The organism is Colwellia demingiae (assembly GCF_007954275.1).
Lineage (GTDB): Bacteria > Pseudomonadota > Gammaproteobacteria > Enterobacterales > Alteromonadaceae > Colwellia > Colwellia demingiae.
Window position 1 is genome coordinate 485,454 of record NZ_VOLT01000001.1, and the last position, 19,848, is coordinate 505,301.

Genomic DNA, 19,848 nt, shown 5'->3' on the forward strand with positions numbered 1-19,848 from the left:
GGTAAGCTTTAACCTCAGGTTAGTTCTACAAATCAATTAAGATGAGAAGTTTATGAATACGACTACACAATTCAAAATTGACGGGTTGACCTGTGCATCATGTGTAGGTCGTGTTGAAAAGGCGTTACATAAGGTTATTGGAGTGACAGATGTCACGGTCAATCTAGCAACGGAAATAGCAACTATTCAAGGTAGTGCCAGTCATAGTGAATTAATTGAGGCTGTCATCGAAGCGGGTTATCAAGTGCCGGTAAAGGTAAGGCAATTTGGCATTGGCCAAATGAGCTGTACATCTTGTGTGACGCGGGTCGAACAGGCATTACTAAAAATAACTGGTGTGGTCAGTGCGTCAGTAAATTTAGCCACCGAGCACGTACAGATAAAGACTCTATTCTTTGTAACCGATGCACAACTAGAGCAAGCCGTTATACAAGCAGGTTACCTCTTTAATGCGTTGAAAAGTGACCGTGTGATAAACCAATCCAGTCAACATCAACCTTTTTATAATAAAGCCTGGTGGCCGGTATTGGGATCAGCTCTGCTTACCTTGCCATTGGTTTTACCCATGTTAGGTATGTTATTTACTCAACAGTGGATGTTACCGCCCGTTTGGCAATGGTTGCTAGCTACGCCAGTTCAGTTCTATTTTGGCTTTCGTTTTTATCGTGCAGGCTGGGGGGCATTAAAAGCTGGCATTGGCAACATGGATCTCCTTGTCTCCATCGGTACCAGTGCAGCCTACGGACTATCTTTGTATTTGTGGTGGAGTTTTGACAACTCTCATGGCATGCCGCACTTGTATTTTGAAAGTAGTAGCGCAGTAATAACCTTAGTTCTGCTGGGTAAATATTTAGAACACAAAGCCAAACGTAGAACAACTGATGCACTTAGAGCGTTGGAAAATTTGAAACCTGTAGAGGCGACAGTGCAGCGCTTAAGTAAATGGCAAAAAGTTGCAGCTTCATCAGTGCAGTCAGGTGAAAAAGTGAAGGTAATTCCGGGTGAAAGAGTGCCAATTGACGGTGAGATTTTACAGGGGAGTAGTCATCTGGATGAAGCGTTAATTAGTGGAGAATCAATTCCGTTAAGTAAAAAAGAAGGTGATATTGTCACGGGTGGCTCACTTAACTTGGACGGTATTCTGGAGATTCGTGCCACTAATGTTGGTACCGAATCGACCTTATCTAAAATAATTGAACTCGTCGAGCAAGCCCAAGGAGCAAAAGCCCCCGTACAGGCAATAGTGGATAAAGTCAGTAGTATCTTCATCCCTGTCGTATTATTGGTCGCGCTTACCACCTTATTGGTGACGGGTTTAGTCTTTGATGACTGGACCAATGGCATTCTCAATGCGGTAGCCGTTTTAGTGATTGCCTGTCCATGCGCACTTGGTTTGGCAACCCCGGCAGCGATAATGGCCGGCACAGGAACCGCGGCTAGATTGGGCGTATTGGTTAAAGATGCCGTGGCATTAGAGCAGGCAAAAGAAATCGATTTAGTAGTCTTTGATAAAACAGGCACTTTGACCCAAGGCAAGCCAGTTGTAGATGAGATGACTGTCATCAGTGGCAGTGAAGAAGCTGTGTTGCAGTTGGCCTATTCCTTACAAATAAATAGTGAGCACCCATTAGGCAAAGCAGTTGTGGAAAAGGCATTAGCCAAAGCTACACAACCTTTACCTGTCGAAGAATTTCAGGTTGTCTCAGGTTATGGTGTCAAAGGCAACATTGATGACAGTTTACTATTGATGGGCAGTAGTCATTGGATGCAAGCGTTAGGTGTAAAGCTGCCAACCGAAAAAATAAAAATACCGGGTGCTTCTGTTTCCTGGTTGGCTAGTCAGCAACACGATCAGATCACATTACTTGGCCTGTTTTGTTTTAGTGATCAATTGAAACCTGATGCGCTGCTTGCTGTGAAGTTATTACAACAACAAGGTATAAAGGTCGCTATGCTTACCGGTGACAATCAAGCGAGTGCAACATCGGTGGCTACAGAATTACATTTGGACGATTTTAAGGCTGAAGTGCTTCCAGCAGATAAAGCTAAATATATTCTCCAATATCAAGAGCAAGGCTATCAGGTTGCTATGGTTGGTGATGGTATTAATGATGCTCCAGCACTAGCACAAGCGGATTTGGGGATGGCAATGGCATCTGGTACTGATGTTGCGGTTAGCGCAGCTTCTTTCACTTTAATGCGCAGTAAGCCAAGCCTAGTTCCCACGGCACTGGTCATTGCAAGGCTGACTTATCGTAAAATACAGCAAAATCTTTTTTGGGCATTTATCTTTAATACGGTGGGAATTCCACTAGCAGCCTTTGGTTATCTTGACCCAATTATTGCCGGTGCTGCAATGGCCTTTAGTAGCTTATTTGTCGTAAGTAACGCATTGTTATTACAACGTTGGACATTGAAGGAAAAATAACATGGATAAACTTGTCACCATAGGCAAAGCCTCTAGTTCATCAGGGGTGTCGGCTAAAATGATCCGATACTATGAAGAAGTCGGCGTGTTGAAAAAAGCGAGTCGCACTGATGCAGGCTATCGACTATATAATCAAGCGCAATTACAACAACTAGGATTTATCCGTCGTGCAAGAAACTTAGGGTTCTCCATGACTGAAATTCAATCACTGCTCAAGTTCTGGCTCGATACTGATAGAGAAAGTCGTAACGTGAAACAACTAGCACTGAGTCATTTACAAGAGATAAATGAAAAAATATTGGAGCTAGAACAAATGAGAGAAGTGTTACAGACGCTAGCGGATAAATGTGATGGTAACGATAACCCTGACTGTCCTATTTTAGAAGGCTTAGCTCAAACGTGAGCAAGCCAGAAGAGTTAACCAATAATCATTGAATAATTAATTGTAAGGGTTTCTTAGTCAGTAGTGCGATGTTGTGAATCGCTGGTCGATTATTGTTCTTTGAGCAGTTCACCTAACTCGATGGCTGCCTGGCGCAATACTGGTTCAAAATCGAGTAATTCATCTAAGCTTTTGCGGATCACAGGAGCATGGGTGAAAAGACAAGCAAACAACCTGCCATCCTGATCTTTAATGGGTACCGAGCAGGCAACCATACCATCGACAAACTCTTCGTTATCTGTGCCTAGCTCATTTGCTTGAATTTTTAACAGCTCACTTTCTAATAATTCTGGCTCAGTCAACGTATTACGTGCCAATTTGTCCAGTGGTAGTTTACCTACAATACGTTGACGGCGCTCTTTGGGCAGAGAACTTAAATAAAGTTTACCGCTGGAAGTACACCATATAGGCGTATGGCTGCCGACAGGTAAATGAATCCGCAATGGCCAATTGGTTTCAACACGATCGTAATAGATCATCTCGGTGCAATCGGGAATCGCAATGCCGCAGGTTTCACCAATGGTTTCCGCCAAATTTTTTAAAATGGCCTGACGTAAAGCTTTAAATCGACTGCTATGGAGTACCCCTAAAGCAATATTATGCATCCGGTCACCAGGAACCAGTAAGCCACGCATATTTATTTGCACATAATCATCAGCCTCAAGTTGCTGAAGTAAACGATGAATGCTGGGTTTAGGAATATCGAGTAAAAAGGCCAATTCAGCAGGTGACATAGGTCGCTCGGCACGAGAAATAGCCTCGATTATTTCGAGTACCCGAGTTATAGATGATCCTTTTTCTCTTCGCTGAGCTGCCATTTTATATCCTGTCATAAATTTCGTGCTCATTATAAGCAAGCCTAACGCATATAGGCAAGTAACAACGGACTCAAAGACACCGATCTTAAAGACAAAAAACTAGCCCATCGTTAGAAAGGCTAGTTAATACCAATTGAATTAATGAATGCACCACTTAGCGAGAATTAAAAGGCTTAGAGGCAAGGCATTGATTGAAGAGAATGGTTATTCCCTTGTCAAAATCAATAACGCCGCATGTAAGCCTTTTAAACTCGCCCTTAGGGAGTTTCGTAGCAACCTGATAACCTCACAAAATGAAAGAAATATAGAATAACTATGTTTAACTCATTTTGTTTGTTCTAAGTTCGCTACGTAACTCTAAGTTGGTCGATTCATTATTTCAATTGGTATACTCTCACACTTACCCGTGAGAGCTATTTAATTGTGCTCGGGTTAGCTCAACGTTGGCATTGAAAATTCTACCCCCTCACGAACACCTGCTGAAGGCCAGCGTTGGGTGACAGTTTTACGCTTGCTATAAAAGCGTACTGCATCGGGACCGTAAGCATGTAAATCACCAAACAATGAACGCTTCCAACCACCAAAACTATGATAAGCCACAGGCACAGGTAGTGGCACGTTAATACCAACCATACCTACTTGAATATTGTCAGAAAAATAACGTGCTGCTTCACCATCACGGGTAAAGATACAAGTACCATTGCCATATTCATGAGCGTCAATTATATCCATGGCTTCTTGCATTGTTTGCACACGAATAACCTGTAATACCGGACCAAAAATCTCTTCTTTGTAACTCACCATATCAGTAGTAACGTTATCGATTAACGTACCACCAACAAAGAAACCATCAGAGTAACCTTCAACCTCTATGTTTCGACCATCAACTACAATCGTTGCGCCCTGCTCTTGAGCATGATTAATATAACCAACCACTTTGTCACGATGCTGAGCGGTAATAACAGGACCAAAATCGTTGCTGCTATCGCTAAATGCACCAACTTTTAGACCCGCCATTGCCTTGGTCATTTTTTCAACTAATGCATCACCGGCAACATCGCCCACAGCAACAGCAACAGATAATGCCATGCAACGTTCACCTGAAGAACCAAATGCAGCACCAAGTAATTGGTTAACGGCATTGTCCATATCTGCATCTGGCATCACGATGGCATGATTTTTTGCGCCACCTAATGCCTGACAACGTTTACCATTCGCGTTGGCTGTCGCATAAATGTATTCAGCAATAGGCGTTGAACCAACAAAGCTAACTGCTTTAATACGCTCATCAGATAACAACACATCAACAGCAACCTTATCGCCATTAACAACATTCATTACGCCGTCGGGGAGTCCCGCTTCTTTTAATAACTGAGCAATAAGTAACGTTGAGCTTGGATCGCGCTCTGATGGTTTTAATATAAAGCAGTTACCGCAAGCAATCGCCATGGGGAACATCCACAGTGGCACCATCGCTGGAAAATTAAATGGTGTGATACCAGCAACAACGCCTAATGGTTGAAACTCGCTCCATGAATCAATATTTGGCCCAACATTTTTACTGTGCTCGCCTTTTAATAACTCCGGCACGCCACAAGCATATTCAACATTCTCGATGCCGCGTTGTAATTCACCCGCCGCATCATGTGATATTTTTCCATGCTCTTCCCCTATCAACTGGCAGATTTTATCAGCATTAGCTTCAAGTAATTCTTTAAAACGAAACATCACTCGCGCACGTTTGATAGGCGGTGTATTGCGCCATGCCGGAAATGCGGCCTGAGCACAAGTAATTGCTTGCTCTACCGTTTCAACAGAGGCTAGTGCCACTTGTTTAGTCGGCTGACCCGTTGCTGGGTTAAACACATCTTGAGTGCGAGCGGCGTCGGTACAAATTTCACCGTTAATTAAGTGTCCAATAGTATTCATAAATAATTCCTAATGTTATAAAAAATAGTATAAGTAGCAGAGGTTAATCCCACAGCCCTTGATAGATAGCGACCATATCGCTGATAGACGGTTCGATCGGGTTATTAGCTGGAGAGCCTGAAGCCAAGGCTTGCTCAGCCATCGTTTGACAAACCTCGAAAAATTCATCGCGCTTAATTCCAAACTGCTGTGGTGTTGGCACCGCTAATTCATCGTTTAATGCATGAAGTTCAATTAATAGTTTTTGGTTAGCCACCTCATTGTTGTCTTGCTCAGTTGCGATACCCATCGCTCGTGCACAATCGGCATAACGTGTTGGTGCGGCGGGGATCGAATAAGCGGTAACGCTTGGTAATAACATTGCATTTGAAAGGCCATGGGGCACATGAAAAAAAGCACCTATAGGCCGACTCATACCATGCACTAAGGCCACTGATGCATTAGAAAACGCAACGCCAGCTAAGGTAGAGCCAAGCATCATGGCTTCACGTGCATTTTGGTCTTCACCGTTGTGATAGGCTTTTCGCAAGTTTGGTCCAATCAGTTTAATCGCAGCAATCGCCTGACTATCACTGTATGGATTAGCTTTTTTACTCACATAAGCTTCAATAGCATGGGTTAATGCATCAATTCCAGTATCGGCGGTTATTCTTGGCGGCAAACTTATGGTTAACTTATAATCGACCAATGCCGCAACGGGCATAAAACCAATGCCGACACAAAGCATTTTCTCGTCGGTGGTTTCATCAGTGATGATGGTAAACCTCGTTACTTCAGAACCAGTCCCAGCAGTAGTAGGTACAGCAATAACAGGCAAGCCTTGTTCTATGACCATGCGTGGAAAACGATAATCTTGCATCACGCCGCCATGTTTGGCCAAAATTGCGATTGCCTTCGCACTATCAATCGGGCTTCCGCCCCCTAGGGCAATAATACAGTCGTAATTACCCTCTTGTGCCTTTTCAACACCCGCTTGAATAGACTTTACCGTGGGCTCTGGCACAGTATCATCAAAGATATGGGCAGAAATGTTATGTGCACCTAAACTAATTTGAATACGACCGGCATATCCCAGTGCCACCATCATCTTGTCGGTAATGATCAAGGGACGGTTGCAGCCAAGACTAACTAATATATTCGGTATTTGCAGGGCAGCATCTTCACCTATCTGCATAATACGTGGCAGAATAACTTGAGTAGACATATCAACTCCTTTCTATTTTTTGGTTATGTGAGTAAGTGGCTTGTTCAATATCAAAAGCCTATACCCGTTATCATTCAAGATGCTGTAATTTAGTGTGAATTAAAAATTACAACTACAAGGCACTCATTTGAAGTAATCGTCGTTCTATTGCAAGAATGAGTAACGCCGTAGCTGTATTTTTGAAACGTAATAAAAACTACATATTGAGTGGTGATGGGTATAAACACCCCCGTTTATTTATTATTTCTAGCGATGGCGAAAAACAGGTGCTCGCTTGGCGATAAACGCATGCATACCTTCTTTCTGACCCTCTGTAGCGAAAGCAGCCTGAAATAAGCGACGCTCATGACGCATACCCTCAGTAAGACTGGTCTCAAAAGCTACATTTACCGCCTCTTTAGCCATACGTACGGCAGGATTGTTATACCCTGCAATAGTATGTGCTGCTTCTAGTGCGGTTTGTAACAGCTCTTTACCCGGCACGACACGCGCTACTAGCCCAGCAGCTTTTGCTTCATGAACATCAATGGTTCTACCGGTTAAAACAAGATCCATCGCCAGTGACTTACCGACTGCATTGGCCAAGCGTTGTGAACCACCGATGCCAGGCAAAATACCAAGCTTAATTTCCGGTTGTCCAAATTGAGCATCTTCAGAGGCAATAATAAAATCACACATCAACGCTAACTCACAGCCACCGCCTAGCGCATAGCCACTAACAGCGGCAATGATCGGTTTGCTGATTGAACGCAATTCATCCCAGGGTGCAAAGATATCGTCACAATAAAATTCGGCATAAGTCAGATTTGCCATTTCCTCAATATCTGCACCGGCGGCAAATGCTCTAGCACTGCCAGTAATAACAATCGCCCCAATATTATCGTCGGCGTCGAAGACCTTTAAGGTGTCAACAACTTCTCTGGCAAGCTCTCTACTTAAGGCATTTAGGCTTTTAGGTCTATGAAGGGTGATCATACCTACCCGTTCACGGCGTTCGACTAATATGGTTTCCATCGCTGCAACCGTCGGTTGAGCAGCAGTTACAGATTCGGCATTTTCTTTGGTTTTTCTACTTTCCTGTTCAGTGTCGACGGATTTAAGTTTATCGCTGCTTTTGGTTTTCATAATTAGATTCTCTCTCGTGGAATATTAAAAGTTAAGCTTCAGAAATGACTTCGGCGTGCTTATTCTCAAGCTCATTATCATCCGAATTTTCCTGAGGTTGGGGTGTCGGCGCATACGCACCGTTGTTGGCCATCAATTCTGCTAAAATTGCCTCTCGATGCTCGTTAAGCGCTGGGGACTTGAGCGGTACCTCGGGATCAATTTCTGATACTGAACTCATCTTTATTGGGTTACCGGCCGTTCGTATAGCTCTCTCGTTTTCCCCTTTTACTTTAACGATCATGTTGCGAGCGAGAAGTTGTGGATGGGTAAATAATTTATCAATGGTGTTTATCGGCGAGCAAGGTACTCCAGCTTCATTGAGCGCATCAATCCAATGCTGCATTGGCTCGCTGAGTGTTATTGCCTCGACATCTTTAACCAGTTGTTTACGGTTTTGCACACGTAAATCGTTAGTTAAAAATTGTTCTTCTAAGGCCATTTGAGGAGAACCCAAAGCATCCATCATTAGTAAGAATAACGTATCATTGCCGGCACAGATCACGAACTTTCCATCCATTGCCGCAAAGGTTTCAAAGGGTGCAAGTGATGGATGATTGTCACCGGTACGTGTTGGTACAATCCCTTCCACGTCATATCTTGCTAGTGCAGTTTCCATCAACGCTGCCTGGCAATCTAGCATGCCTATATCGACTCGAGTTCCTTGAGCATCACGTGTTCGACTATAGAGTGCCGACAAGATACCAATAACACCAAAGAGTGCCGCACCTAAGTCACCAAAGCTGGTGCCAACGCGAGCGGGCTCTTCATCTGGCCAGCCTGTCAAACTCATCACCCCACCCATGGCCTGTACCACCATATCGTAGCCTGGTAATTCACTAAATGGGCCGCTGTGACCAAAACCTGAAATAGACGTATAAATAATATGGGGATGCGTTTTTTCAAGGCGTTCAGGCCCGTAACCAAGGCGTTCCATCACTCCAGGTCGAAAATTCTCTACCACCACATCACAACTGTCCAACAGGCGCTCTAGTAGTTCGCGGTCGCGTGGTGATTTAATATCCAGAGAAATACTTTCTTTACCGCGATTGAAGCACATGAAATAGGCTGAATCAACGCCAACGAAAGGCCCAAATGCACGTGTATCATCGCCAGTACCAAACCGTTCAATTTTAATAACTCGAGCACCAAGATCCGCCAAAACCATGGTGCAATAGGGTCCTGCCAGCACACGAGAGAAGTCCAAGACGGTAATTCCAGACAAAGGGCCTGGCTTTTCATCTGTTTCACTTATTTGATTCATAATTGCTAATCCGATGGTTGATTAAAACTTACGAACAGTCAAAATGAGACAGAACGTATCGAATTAAAGATACTACAGGTACACATATAATGAGTCAATACGTATCGATATAGACCTTAGTAGTAGTATTATCAATGTGGAGTATTAACAACATAGAAGATTGTAATTATTGATTCTATAAAAATAGTTTTATAATTTAAGGAGTTAAGAATATAAAAGCATATCAATCGAATGTCCGCTGTCGGTATTTTCAATAAAATTTCAGTATTGTTGTTTTAAGTTTAAACATAAAAACTTAAAACAACTTAAAACAACTTAAATAGAACTCACTAAGGTGAGCTTTATAGCAATTAGCATCAATACAAATCCTGCTACTTTATCAATTTTTTGTTTCTGTCGATTGAAACGAGGCAATATATTTGGGTGTGATAACAGTAAAGCAATACCGCTGTACCAGATAAAATGTGCCAACATAATAATCAAGCCATAACTTATTTGCATTATTAGGGGCGTATCTACCGACACCACTTGAGTAAAAATACTTAAGAAGAAGATAGATGTTTTTGGGTTTAATATATTGCAAGTAAAACCTAAACGTAACGCTATGAAGGGTGACATTTGGGCTGTTGTATTTTTTTGATCTTTATCTAAAAGCTCACGTGTTGTTAATAACTGCCAGGCAATATAAATGAGATAAGCTGCACCTAAATATTTGATTGCCGAAAATAACTCTGGTGAATTTGCAATGACTACTGCTAATCCTGCAATTGAATAGCTAGCATGAATACAAACGGATAAACACATACCTAAGCTCATATATAAACCTGCCAAACGGCCATTGTAGATGCTAGTACGCGTCACCATCACAAAATCAGCCCCAGGTAACATAGCCATAAAAATAGCAATTGTGCTCACCGCGATAATTTCTGCCATATAAGTATTTATTAATAATTCCATATTCTTCTCTCAATTTGAAGTATGCTCACAGCAACTCATTTATTACTTTGCAACTATGTTAATCTATGAGTAATTTTAAACAATACATCTATTTGTAAAAGGACTTGTGCCTCATGGACACAAATAAATTAATCCCTTTATTATCCGATATGGCCATTTTTGTCACTGTGGTTGAGCAGGGAAATTTTAGTAAAGCGGCAAAAGAACTTGGGGTAACACCTTCTGCAGTGAGCCGTCAAATTAGCCGATTAGAAGATGCATTAGGCATTAAATTGTTGCAACGTACTACGCGACAACTGGCGTTAACGGAGTCAGGGACAATAACATTTGATTATTGTAAACAGATGGTTGAAGCTGCGGATCAAGCGGTTAATGCCAGTCGCTCTGCAACATCGACGGTTAGTGGGTTATTGAGAGTAGCAGCGCCAAAATCACTAGCAAATAAGGTATTACGACCACTCTTTGTTGAGTTTTTAAAATGCTATCCAGACATTCAGTTGCACGTAAAAGTAACCGACCGTATTCTGGATCCTATCCATGACGGTGTCGATTTCTTGATTCATATTAATGATTATCCAATTGAAGCCTTGGTAAATGTTAAAATTGGTCGCGTTGAACAGGTGTTATGTGCCAGTCCTGATTTCTTAAAAAACCATACTCTGCCAACACATCCCGATGATTTGAAATATTTAGCATGTATTTGTTTAGGCGAAAACATGGCCGATAATCGTTGGCGATTTAGTAATAATAATCAACAAACAACCATACAAGTGACTGGATCATATTTACTTAACCACAGTGAAATGCGTCGAGATGCGATTGAACAGGGATTTGGTGTTGGCCCTTTGCCGGATTATATCGCGCAACAGGGTATTGAAACGGGGAAACTCATTCCGCTATTAGAAGATTGGCAGTTACAAGGTAATTATCAAGGTGATATTTGTTTGCAGTATGTGCAAAGTAAATATATGCCTAATAAAAATCGCATGTTTATCGATTTTATGAAACAAAAGTTACTTATAATTCAGCCTGATTCATAAGTAGTGGTTCGGGTCAGTTGCCGTTAACATTGAGAATTACCTTATGACTTCTTTTCGCTAAAAGCTGACATTGGTCCGTTAACTTTATTTGCTAACTTTTCGTTGCAAGAGCTAGCATCACTCTAATGTCCGCTATCTTCTAGGCTAGCGAGCATATATACTCTAACGCGAAATCGTCCCCAAACCAGCAAGAAAGCTAAATCGAAAATGCCCAGATTAACCGTATAATGCGATACCACTCAGACTTTACGATCAAGGCCATGTTTAATGCCAAGCACTAACCAAACCAGTTTAGCTGAACTCGCTGAGCCAAGCCAAAATCACCAGCACTTCAAAATATTTAAGCCTTATGGTTTTTTAAGTCAGTTTTTACCCGAATCACGAAAGAAGAAACATCTTCTTGGCGAGCTATGTAACTTCCCCGATAAAACGATGGCTATTGGCCGATTAGATCACGACTCTGAAGGGTTATTGTTACTCACTACCGACGGTATGATGAGCTACAAAGTCAGAAGTAAAGGCATAGAAAAAGAGTACTACGTTCAAGTTGATGGAGCTATCACTACTGAAGCAATGTTACTGTTACAAAATGGTGTTGAGATTAGTGTTAATGGGGATAAATATCTAACCCTACCTTGTAAAGCGTCCAAGTTAGACCATGAACCTCAACTTCCCACACGTGGTCGTAAAATCCGCGATCCGAGACATGGTCCTACTAGCTGGATCTCTATCACTCTCTGTGAAGGGAAAAATCGTCAGATAAGAAAAATGACGGCTGCAGTAGGCTTTGCCACATTAAGACTGGTAAGAGTGCGGATTGGCGACATCCATATCGATAGTATGATTGCCAGTGACGTTGTTACGCTACCTAATCTTGACGCCGCACTTAATCGCTAATGCCTCAATCATTAAACCCTTTGTGCTCCAAACACAACTAACGGTTCAGCAGCTCAGCATTCGTTGGATATTTCTCAAGCAACTCAACAAGTGTCCGAGCACCATCTGCAGGTTTAAGACTGGTAAGTGCTCTTCGTAAAACTCTTACCTTTTCGATATCGTTCGAATTGAGAAGAAGCTCCTCACGGCGCGTGCTACTTTTAGCAATATCCAACGCGGGAAAAATTCGCTGATTTGCAGCCTCGCGTGATAAAACGATTTCCATATTACCCGTCCCCTTGAATTCCTCAAATATCACCTGATCCATCCGGCTTCCAGTATCAACAAGTATGGTCGCTAAAATGGTAATTGAACCACCATTTTCAATATTTCTGGCTGTACCAAACAGTTTTCGTGGTATTTCCATCGCTCGAGCATCAATTCCGCCCGACATAGTACGACCACTGCTCTTTTGATTTGCATTATATACTCGGGTGAGCCTTGTGAGAGAATCAATGACAATCATAACATTGTGACCTTCGCCAGCTTCTCTACGAGCGATGTTAAGAAGCTCGTTGGTTACACGTAGGTGATGATCATAGTTTTCATCTGTGGATGAGGCGTATACTTTTGCTGGCACGCTACGTTTAAAATCCGTCACTTCTTCCGGTCGTTCATCAATGAGTAATGCATAAAGCTTTATATCGGGATAAGCTTCGCCCACAGCCTGGCAAATATGTTTTAAAAAGGTCGTTTTTCCAGAACCTGGCGGAGCAACAATTAAACCTCTCTGCCCCATTCCGATTGGCGTTATCAAATCCATAGCTCGCGTGGAGAGTTGCTGGGAGCCTAACTCTAGTTTAATACACTGATCGGGATTGATGGCTATGCCATTTAAAAAACGCTTTTGTGGGTCTTTATGAAATACATCCTTAACCACTTCCTCTACTGGCTTAGATACTATTTTTCTTTTCACATTCAGTGTTAATATTTTTCTTGTCATAATATCGCTTTATAGCTCTAGATAATTAAGTGTTTTTTGACGTGTCACCGTAGTCTAACGCAGTTAACAATTTATTATGTTGACCGTGAAAGGTTAGCCACCTTGTCAGGTTATATTTTATAAAAATAGATAATAACGCATTAGAAAAAGTATTGATAAACATCAATACAAAAATGTATAAAAAGCCACAAAGAAGTATAAATTAAGGCTGAAATTCTATCTCGCTTTATGTCCCCAAAGTGCCCAATACAATAATTTTTAAGGCCCCAACAACAAATGCTTGATACAGCTAATAGTTACTCATTGCTTTTCTAACTGCAGCGATCCGAAAAGCGGTAGTAAGCATCAATGATTACCTTATTATTTCTAATAGCCTTGAGTTCAAATGGTGAATGCAACGCTATCCTTAATGCAAAAGAGCATATTGATGAAAAGAAATCGTATTACCTATATTGAAAAGCTGTTCACAAAGCACTCATCTGTAGTCAAAAACATACTGTTAATTCTCTAGAAAATAAATCGTTAATAAATGACATGATTAATAGCAATTTTTAACACGACAAACCATTACAAATTATTATCATTATCATGACAATTGATAATTTTTAATTATGAATTGTTCGGCGTAAGATTACCTCATCGAAACGAAGTACGAACTAATCAATATAATTTTTGGAGTAAGTTATGAAAATGAATCACGTAGGTCTCATGGTTGGTGATATGGATAAAGCGGTTGAGTTTTACACTAAAGCGCTTGGTCTAAAAATTGTAATGGGTAACACTAAGGTAAAAGAAGAGCGTGAAACTGCCATTGGCAGAATGTGTGTGGCTGTTTTTGGTGAAGGCTTTAAAGGATTTAATATTGCGCACCTAGTAACGACTGACGGTATTGGTGTTGAAATGTTTGAAATGAAAGAGCGTCAAGAACGTCACGAAGTTGATTTCTCACGCCTTGGTATATTCCACTTCTGTCTTCAAACAGATGACTTCGAAGGTGCTATTGCGCGTACTGAGCAATATGGCGGTAAAGTGCGTATGGACATTATGCGCTACCATCCAGAAGACGACAGTAAACAAGCAAAAATGGTGTACTTAGAAGACCCGTTTGGCAATTTATTTGAGCTTTACTCGCACTCTTATGAAGAAACTTACGCTTCTGATTACGAGTAATCGATTTAACGTAACACACGTTAAACGAATTATTTGAAGGCTACCTAATGGTGGCCTTTTTTGTATCTGGCTGTAATAGAATAGTAACTTTGGCTATGTTTGTTGAGGTATCAGTAAAATATTCTAAGTCGCTTTGTGCCTCTTTGCGAGATAGAACTAATGGTCACTTTTGCCACATTGAGGACATTAACTAATGAAGGTTTAAAGCTGATTCAGATTAGATTTTGTATCGATAACGCTACCTTAAGCGGCGAAATCTTGCTGGCTAAAATATTGAACGCAGTGAAAATAGCCAGCTATATGTTGTCCGTTTAAAGGTCTTGTTACCCTTATATCCAAATTAATGAGAAAATTGTATTTGCTATTAAACCTACAAAAATACCAATGAAAAGCTCCTTAAATAACAATAAATATCTAAATGGACTTACGGATGATTGACCATGTTTTTGAATGTCTGCTGAAGTAGCCAACATCCAAGATCTAGACTGTATCACTGCTGATCTCCCTAACCTATCTGATAACATTCCCGAAACAAACCCAAGTAACACTACATAAAAAAGACTACCGACGATAAAATAGATCAAAGACGTGGAGTCTGAACCACTAATGAGTTGGTTTAAGGCAGACCTTATAAATTCATCTTTATCTTGTATTTCTAAAATTTTAGATATGGAATCAACCTGACCTTCTTGCCAAAAGTTATAACCAAATATTATCCCCAATAAGCCAACACCAAAACATAAAAATCCTGCAACCCCCGTTATATATCCACTTAATTTATTCCATACTCTAACTAACTTGGGCGATTGAATAGTATGATTTCCTAGAAAATCTTCAAATAGATTTACAATATCATTTGCCCAAGTTCTTTCAGTGTGCGAAATTGAAATTGAAATCTTACTTTCTGGGGCGGGTGTTCGATAGGAATAAATTGATTCATCGCCTTTTTGAACGCCAGGTGATATTGAAATGGCAACAGTCTGTTTTTCTGGGTTCTTTTTGTTTGGAAATTGAATCAAGAAAACAAATTCTAAAGATATATTTCGAGTTGTTGATTTTTTTAATTCATTGAAAGAAAAGAATTCCTCGGGAGAATTTAGACTTACGTGTCCTCCTCCTGAAAAAAACATCTGAGCGTGAAAAGATATAATTTCGCCTGAGTTCTGCAGTCCTCTTTGCCCAAGTAATATATAGAACTGACGAAGGTCTTCAACTCTCAACTCAAATAAACAATCGAAACTTCTCTCTAATGTTTGTCCTTTACTAATCAAAGAACTAATAAACTCTGCAAACTCATCGGGCTTACAGGGAAGTGTTATTTTAAAATCATTTTGATCTTCATCCCTTTCAACTACAACACCATTACTCATTAGATACTCCATTCTGCTTATTGGGAGGCATGGTACCTTATTTCAATAAGTCACCATGCCTCCTTTTATAATTCATTGAGTTCAACCATAACGATTAATCCAATGGTTTTCAAGGCATTAACAAGATCTAGGCTTTATACGCTTAGTTGAAAGAAGGCGCTATACTTTCTTTCTCGCAAAAAGTGTAAACTTCTGGTGGAACTGTACATAAAATCAGTTACAGAACAAACTTAATTCATTAGAAAATACATGGGAAAATTTTTAACTGTAATGTCTGCAATGCGCACAAAGTGATCATAATTACTGTGCAGCTAAGTACCCCAAAGCGTGTTGGAACTAAACGCTTTGTGTGATGCCAAAGCTGACATTATGTAAGACAAAAGCCTAGCTATTATTATTTTTAGTTATAATGAAGTATAAATACATATTATTAAGGATCACTATTGTTGTCTAATAAAGATAAAATTAGAAAGCTGCTTAAAGGTATAGAAACTGGTGATCCTGATGCAGCATTAGTTGTAAATGAAAATAAGTACATCCAGCATAATCCGCATACAAAAGAAGGAAACATTGGATTAGCAGAGCTATTTAAACAAATAGCAAAGACGGGACCACGCGTAAACATGATTCGGGTATTTGAAGATGAAGATTTTGTCTTCGCACATATGGAGTATCATTTTTCAAGTTTAAAAGTAGCGTTTGAAGTATTCCGTTTTGAGGATGGTTTTGCTGTAGAGCATTGGGACAACATGCAACCCATGCAAGAAGTTAATGCTTCTGGTAGAAGCATGTTGGATGGCTCTGTAATTTCAGAAGATCATGACCTCACAGAGTTTAATCGGAATAGAATCACTTTGTTTGTAAATGAGATTTTAATTAAACGAAATCTGGATCTATTAACAGACTTTATTTCTAATGATAATTTTATCCAACACAGTCCATTACTTGCTGATGGTATATCTGCTTTGCGCTCAGCACTCAGCGATATATCAGAGGAAAAATACAAAATATCCTATTCTAGAATTCATCGTGTATTAGCTGAAGGAAACTTTGTATTGAGTATAAGTGAGGGGCTACTTGATGGAAAACATTGTTCATTCTATGATTTATTTCGTGTAGCACAGGGTAAAGTTGTTGAGCATTGGGATACTGTCGAAGCAATTCCATCTCGTACAGAATGGAAAAATGAGAATGGTAAGTTTTAATCTATAGGTAGCTCAATGAATTAGCTTTGTAATTTAAATATTGAAAAGACAATTCAGTTGAATAAAAGTCCTAAGTAGCCTTAAAAATTATTAGGCCTACTTATAATAGGTACAAACGAAGTCCTATTCTAGGCTAGTTTAAAAGCGGTAACGAACACCAGCAACATACCAATTAAAGCGGTATCTTCATCAAAAGATCCTCTCTTTAAATTGTTTTATTCAGTAACGTACTCCTCATTATTTATTAAGACCCATACACTCTCTGCGGATATTTCCCCCTTGGATACTATTAATAATTATATCTAAGGGGGGGAATGTACTCTTTTACTGATTATTTACTGATTATTTACTGATTATTTACTGATTATTTACTGATTATTTACGTCCATGAAGGGGCTTAAAACTCATTAGAGCAAAAAACGATGCAATGCTTGTTGCGATTAACACCGTTGTCAGAGCAAGGATATTCATTTGTCCATAAAGCGCAAACCGCAATAACTCAACACAAGCGGTAAAAGGATTGAACTGACAAAGCCAATATAACCACAAACTTGCTTCTTGCATTTTCCACAACGGATATAAGGCACTGGAAAGAAAAAACATTGGAAAAATAACAAAGTTCATCACACCGGCAAAGTTTTCCAATTGCTTAATTAGATTAGACAACATCAGCCCTAGCGCGCCGAGAAAAAAGGCAATTAAAAAAATGGCTGGTATTGAGCTAACATAACCCATCAGAGGAATATCAACGTCGACTAACTGCGCAAAGAGTAAAAAAATTACCACTTGTAAAAGTGACAGCAACGCACTAGCAATCAACTTACAACATAATAAAAAAGGTCGAGGTAGCGGACTCATCAATAAAACTTTCATACTACCCATTTCACGGTCATAAACCATAGAAAGCGAACTCTGCATGCCATTAAATAAAATGATCATGCAGCAAAGACCTGGGGTGATATATTGTTGATAAGTAATATAAGTGCCGTAAGGTTCCATAATAGAAACACCCAGCGCCGCTCTAAAGCCCGCAGCAAATACAACCAACCACAGTAGTGGTCTGACTAACGCACTCAATAACCGCGAACGTTGTTGAAAAAAACGTAATATTTCACGCTTAACAATGCCATTAAAACAGTAAAGATAACGATTGTTCATCAGCTGATCTCCGCGCTAGCCGTTAACGAACGATAAAGCTGATATACATCGGCGACATTATGCTTTTTACATAATTCGCCACTGATACCCTGTGCTTGGATTTTCCCATCATCAATAATAATTAATTGATCATCAGCTGCTATTTCATCAATTAAATGCGTTGCCCATAACACACAAATACCTAATTGTTGGCTAAGTGAGCCAACGTATTCGGTGATCATTTTTCTGCTATCAATATCTAAACCAACCGTTGCTTCATCGAGTAATAATACTTTGGGTTGATGAATTAACGCTCGGGCAATTTCAACTCGGCGACGATGCCCGCCATTTAATGATCTTACTTTATCATTGAGTCGCTGCGTCAATTGAAGTTGAGACAGGATCTCGCTGATATTTTCTAGTGCTTGTGATGAGGAAATGCCATGTAGCGCCGCATAATAAGTTAAGTTTTGCTTAACCGATAAATCTAAATCTAGCGTGCTTTGCTGAAAGACCACGCCCATCGACTGCATGATTTTTGCTCTCTCATGATTTAAGTCATAACCATTGATCTTAATATCTCCTGATGCTGACTGATAAAGGCCCGTTAGCATTGAGAATAAGGTACTTTTTCCTGCGCCATTAGGGCCAAGTAAAACATTAAAACCACTGTTAATATTTAGGCTTAAACCATCAATGGCCGCTTTTTTACCGTAATAAAAAGTGAGCTCGTTTGTTACAATACTCATGGCTCATTTCGTATCACTACGCCCCACGGATAACGTCCAACTTTAATTGATTTTGTTACTTTCATGCGTTTCACGTCAATCACTGACACATCACCACTAATGCCATTGGTCGTTAATAGCTGACTTTGATCATGATTAAAAGCAAGCTGCCACACCCGACGCCCTACTAATAAATATTTCTCAACCGTCATTTTTTGACGATCAATAACGGCCACATGATTTGCGGGGCCTAATGCCACGAACGCATATCGCCCATCCTGTGTTAATTCGATGCCAACAGGTTGAACACGGTCATGATGAATACCTCGTATATCAAAGGTAAATTCCTTAATAATTTTTTGCGTGGCAACATCAAGTATCACCACAGTGCCGCCAATTTCAGAGCTGACCCATAAATATTTATTATCGTCGGTAAACTTAGCTGACCTTGGTCGTGCACTCACTAAAGTATTAGCAAAGTTGTCATGAGTTTTGGTGTCAATCCAATGCACCATGTTGGTCGTTTCCGAGGTTACTACAACAATTTTTCCATCGGGACTTACCGCTAATCCTTCAGGTTCAACCCCTACATCTATTTGCGCGATAACAGTAGCAGAGTCAATATCAATCACTGTAAGCAAGGCATCATCTTCATTAGAGGTATAAATAATTTTGCCATTTGGATGTAATGCAATCGTTTCAGGATCTTCACCTGAAGGTAGCTCACCGATGATTTGCTCAGTTGCCACATCGAGTATTTGAATCCTATCTGACTCGCTCGCACAGATATAAGCAAGTGACTGTTCCTTATTGAGAATAATGCCTCGAGGTCGTTCACCTATCGATATTGTTTTTATAACTTTATTGAGGCTTAAATCGATAACCGAAATATTGTCATCTTTTTCATTGGTGACATAAGCAAATTCAGTGGCATAGCCAGCGGTAGCGTTAAACAAAATGGCTACTACCGATACTCTAAGTAGTTTTCTAAAGTTTTCTCTAAAATAAAGTGTCTTTTTCATAAGTTACCTTAAGCCCAATATCCACTATGAGTTTTTATTAAGCGCGTCCATTAAAAGTTTACGTTAAAAGTAAATATTGAGCATTTATGTT

17 protein-coding genes are annotated in these 19,848 nt (G+C 40.2%); 6 read left to right on the plus strand and 11 right to left on the minus strand.

All coding sequences use genetic code 11. From position 1 onward, the window contains the following. Positions 1 to 52: 52 nt before the first annotated feature. Together ESZ36_RS02065 and cueR are read left to right on the plus strand one after the other, a co-directional pair. Positions 53 to 2,428 carry a heavy metal translocating P-type ATPase gene (locus ESZ36_RS02065; RefSeq protein WP_146782839.1) on the plus strand — a complete coding sequence of 792 codons (2,376 nt, stop codon included), beginning with the start codon at positions 53 to 55 and terminating at the stop codon, positions 2,426 to 2,428. Between the two features lies 1 nt (position 2,429). After that, entirely contained in the window at positions 2,430 to 2,831 is a 402-nt protein-coding gene (cueR, locus tag ESZ36_RS02070; protein WP_146782842.1) for a Cu(I)-responsive transcriptional regulator, read from the plus strand. A gap of 89 nt (positions 2,832 to 2,920) precedes the next feature. On the opposite strand, the gene ESZ36_RS02075 is transcribed toward cueR, so the two are convergent. The 6 genes from ESZ36_RS02075 to ESZ36_RS02100 all read right to left on the minus strand — a co-directional run bounded on the left by ESZ36_RS02075 (position 2,921) and on the right by ESZ36_RS02100 (position 10,206). Next, on the minus strand, positions 2,921 to 3,718 hold the full coding sequence (locus ESZ36_RS02075) for an IclR family transcriptional regulator (protein WP_246128951.1): 798 nt from the start codon (positions 3,716 to 3,718) through the stop codon (positions 2,921 to 2,923). A gap of 402 nt (positions 3,719 to 4,120) precedes the next feature. Then, positions 4,121 to 5,617, minus strand: coding sequence for a CoA-acylating methylmalonate-semialdehyde dehydrogenase (locus ESZ36_RS02080; protein ID WP_146782845.1), 1,497 nt, complete (start codon positions 5,615 to 5,617; stop codon positions 4,121 to 4,123). 43 nt (positions 5,618 to 5,660) lie between these two features. Continuing rightward, positions 5,661 to 6,821: an iron-containing alcohol dehydrogenase gene (locus ESZ36_RS02085; protein WP_146782848.1), complete on the minus strand. Its 1,161-nt coding sequence runs from the start codon at positions 6,819 to 6,821 to the stop codon at positions 5,661 to 5,663. A 246-nt stretch (positions 6,822 to 7,067) separates the two neighbouring features. Further along, positions 7,068 to 7,946 carry an enoyl-CoA hydratase gene (locus ESZ36_RS02090; RefSeq protein WP_146782851.1) on the minus strand — a complete coding sequence of 293 codons (879 nt, stop codon included), beginning with the start codon at positions 7,944 to 7,946 and terminating at the stop codon, positions 7,068 to 7,070. A 31-nt stretch (positions 7,947 to 7,977) separates the two neighbouring features. Next, positions 7,978 to 9,249, minus strand: coding sequence for a CaiB/BaiF CoA transferase family protein (locus tag ESZ36_RS02095; protein WP_146782854.1), 1,272 nt, complete (start codon positions 9,247 to 9,249; stop codon positions 7,978 to 7,980). Positions 9,250 to 9,564: 315 nt separating this feature from the next. Continuing rightward, positions 9,565 to 10,206 (minus strand): LysE family translocator, encoded by a 642-nt coding sequence (locus ESZ36_RS02100; RefSeq protein WP_146782857.1) that lies wholly within the window; start codon positions 10,204 to 10,206, stop codon positions 9,565 to 9,567. A gap of 113 nt (positions 10,207 to 10,319) precedes the next feature. Here ESZ36_RS02100 and ESZ36_RS02105 point away from each other — a divergent pair, with 113 nt between their 5' ends. Both ESZ36_RS02105 and ESZ36_RS02110 read left to right on the plus strand, forming a co-directional pair. Then, positions 10,320 to 11,246 carry a LysR family transcriptional regulator gene (locus tag ESZ36_RS02105; protein ID WP_146782861.1) on the plus strand — a complete coding sequence of 309 codons (927 nt, stop codon included), beginning with the start codon at positions 10,320 to 10,322 and terminating at the stop codon, positions 11,244 to 11,246. Positions 11,247 to 11,513: 267 nt separating this feature from the next. After that, the gene (locus ESZ36_RS02110; protein ID WP_146782864.1) at positions 11,514 to 12,143 is read left to right on the plus strand and encodes a pseudouridine synthase; all 630 of its coding nucleotides are present in this window, start codon (positions 11,514 to 11,516) and stop codon (positions 12,141 to 12,143) included. 37 nt (positions 12,144 to 12,180) lie between these two features. On the opposite strand, the gene rho is transcribed toward ESZ36_RS02110, so the two are convergent. Next, on the minus strand, positions 12,181 to 13,125 hold the full coding sequence (gene rho / locus ESZ36_RS02115; protein ID WP_146782867.1) for a transcription termination factor Rho: 945 nt from the start codon (positions 13,123 to 13,125) through the stop codon (positions 12,181 to 12,183). 684 nt (positions 13,126 to 13,809) lie between these two features. Between rho and ESZ36_RS02120 the strand changes: the two genes are divergently transcribed. Then, on the plus strand, positions 13,810 to 14,295 hold the full coding sequence (locus ESZ36_RS02120; RefSeq protein WP_146782870.1) for a VOC family protein: 486 nt from the start codon (positions 13,810 to 13,812) through the stop codon (positions 14,293 to 14,295). 329 nt (positions 14,296 to 14,624) lie between these two features. Here the strand turns inward: ESZ36_RS02120 and ESZ36_RS02125 are convergent, their stop codons facing one another. Next, complete coding sequence (locus tag ESZ36_RS02125; RefSeq protein WP_146782873.1) at positions 14,625 to 15,665, minus strand: hypothetical protein; 1,041 nt, start codon at positions 15,663 to 15,665, stop codon at positions 14,625 to 14,627. A gap of 446 nt (positions 15,666 to 16,111) precedes the next feature. On the opposite strand from ESZ36_RS02125, the gene ESZ36_RS02130 reads away from it, so the two are divergent. Further along, complete coding sequence (locus ESZ36_RS02130) at positions 16,112 to 16,870, plus strand: nuclear transport factor 2 family protein (protein WP_246128952.1); 759 nt, start codon at positions 16,112 to 16,114, stop codon at positions 16,868 to 16,870. Between the two features lie 375 nt (positions 16,871 to 17,245). On the opposite strand, the gene ESZ36_RS02135 is transcribed toward ESZ36_RS02130, so the two are convergent. Genes ESZ36_RS02135 through ESZ36_RS02145 form a run of 3 tightly spaced genes read right to left on the minus strand, consistent with a single transcriptional unit; the run spans position 17,246 to position 19,757 of the window. After that, positions 17,246 to 18,028, minus strand: coding sequence for an ABC transporter permease (locus ESZ36_RS02135; protein ID WP_146782879.1), 783 nt, complete (start codon positions 18,026 to 18,028; stop codon positions 17,246 to 17,248). Then, a complete protein-coding gene (locus ESZ36_RS02140; protein WP_146782882.1) occupies positions 18,028 to 18,756 on the minus strand; it encodes an ABC transporter ATP-binding protein in 729 nt (242 codons plus the stop codon). Before ESZ36_RS02140 ends, ESZ36_RS02135 begins: the two co-directional genes overlap by 1 nt. After that, positions 18,753 to 19,757, minus strand: coding sequence for a YVTN family beta-propeller repeat protein (locus tag ESZ36_RS02145; RefSeq protein WP_146782885.1), 1,005 nt, complete (start codon positions 19,755 to 19,757; stop codon positions 18,753 to 18,755). Before ESZ36_RS02145 ends, ESZ36_RS02140 begins: the two co-directional genes overlap by 4 nt. Positions 19,758 to 19,848 lie beyond the last annotated feature (91 nt).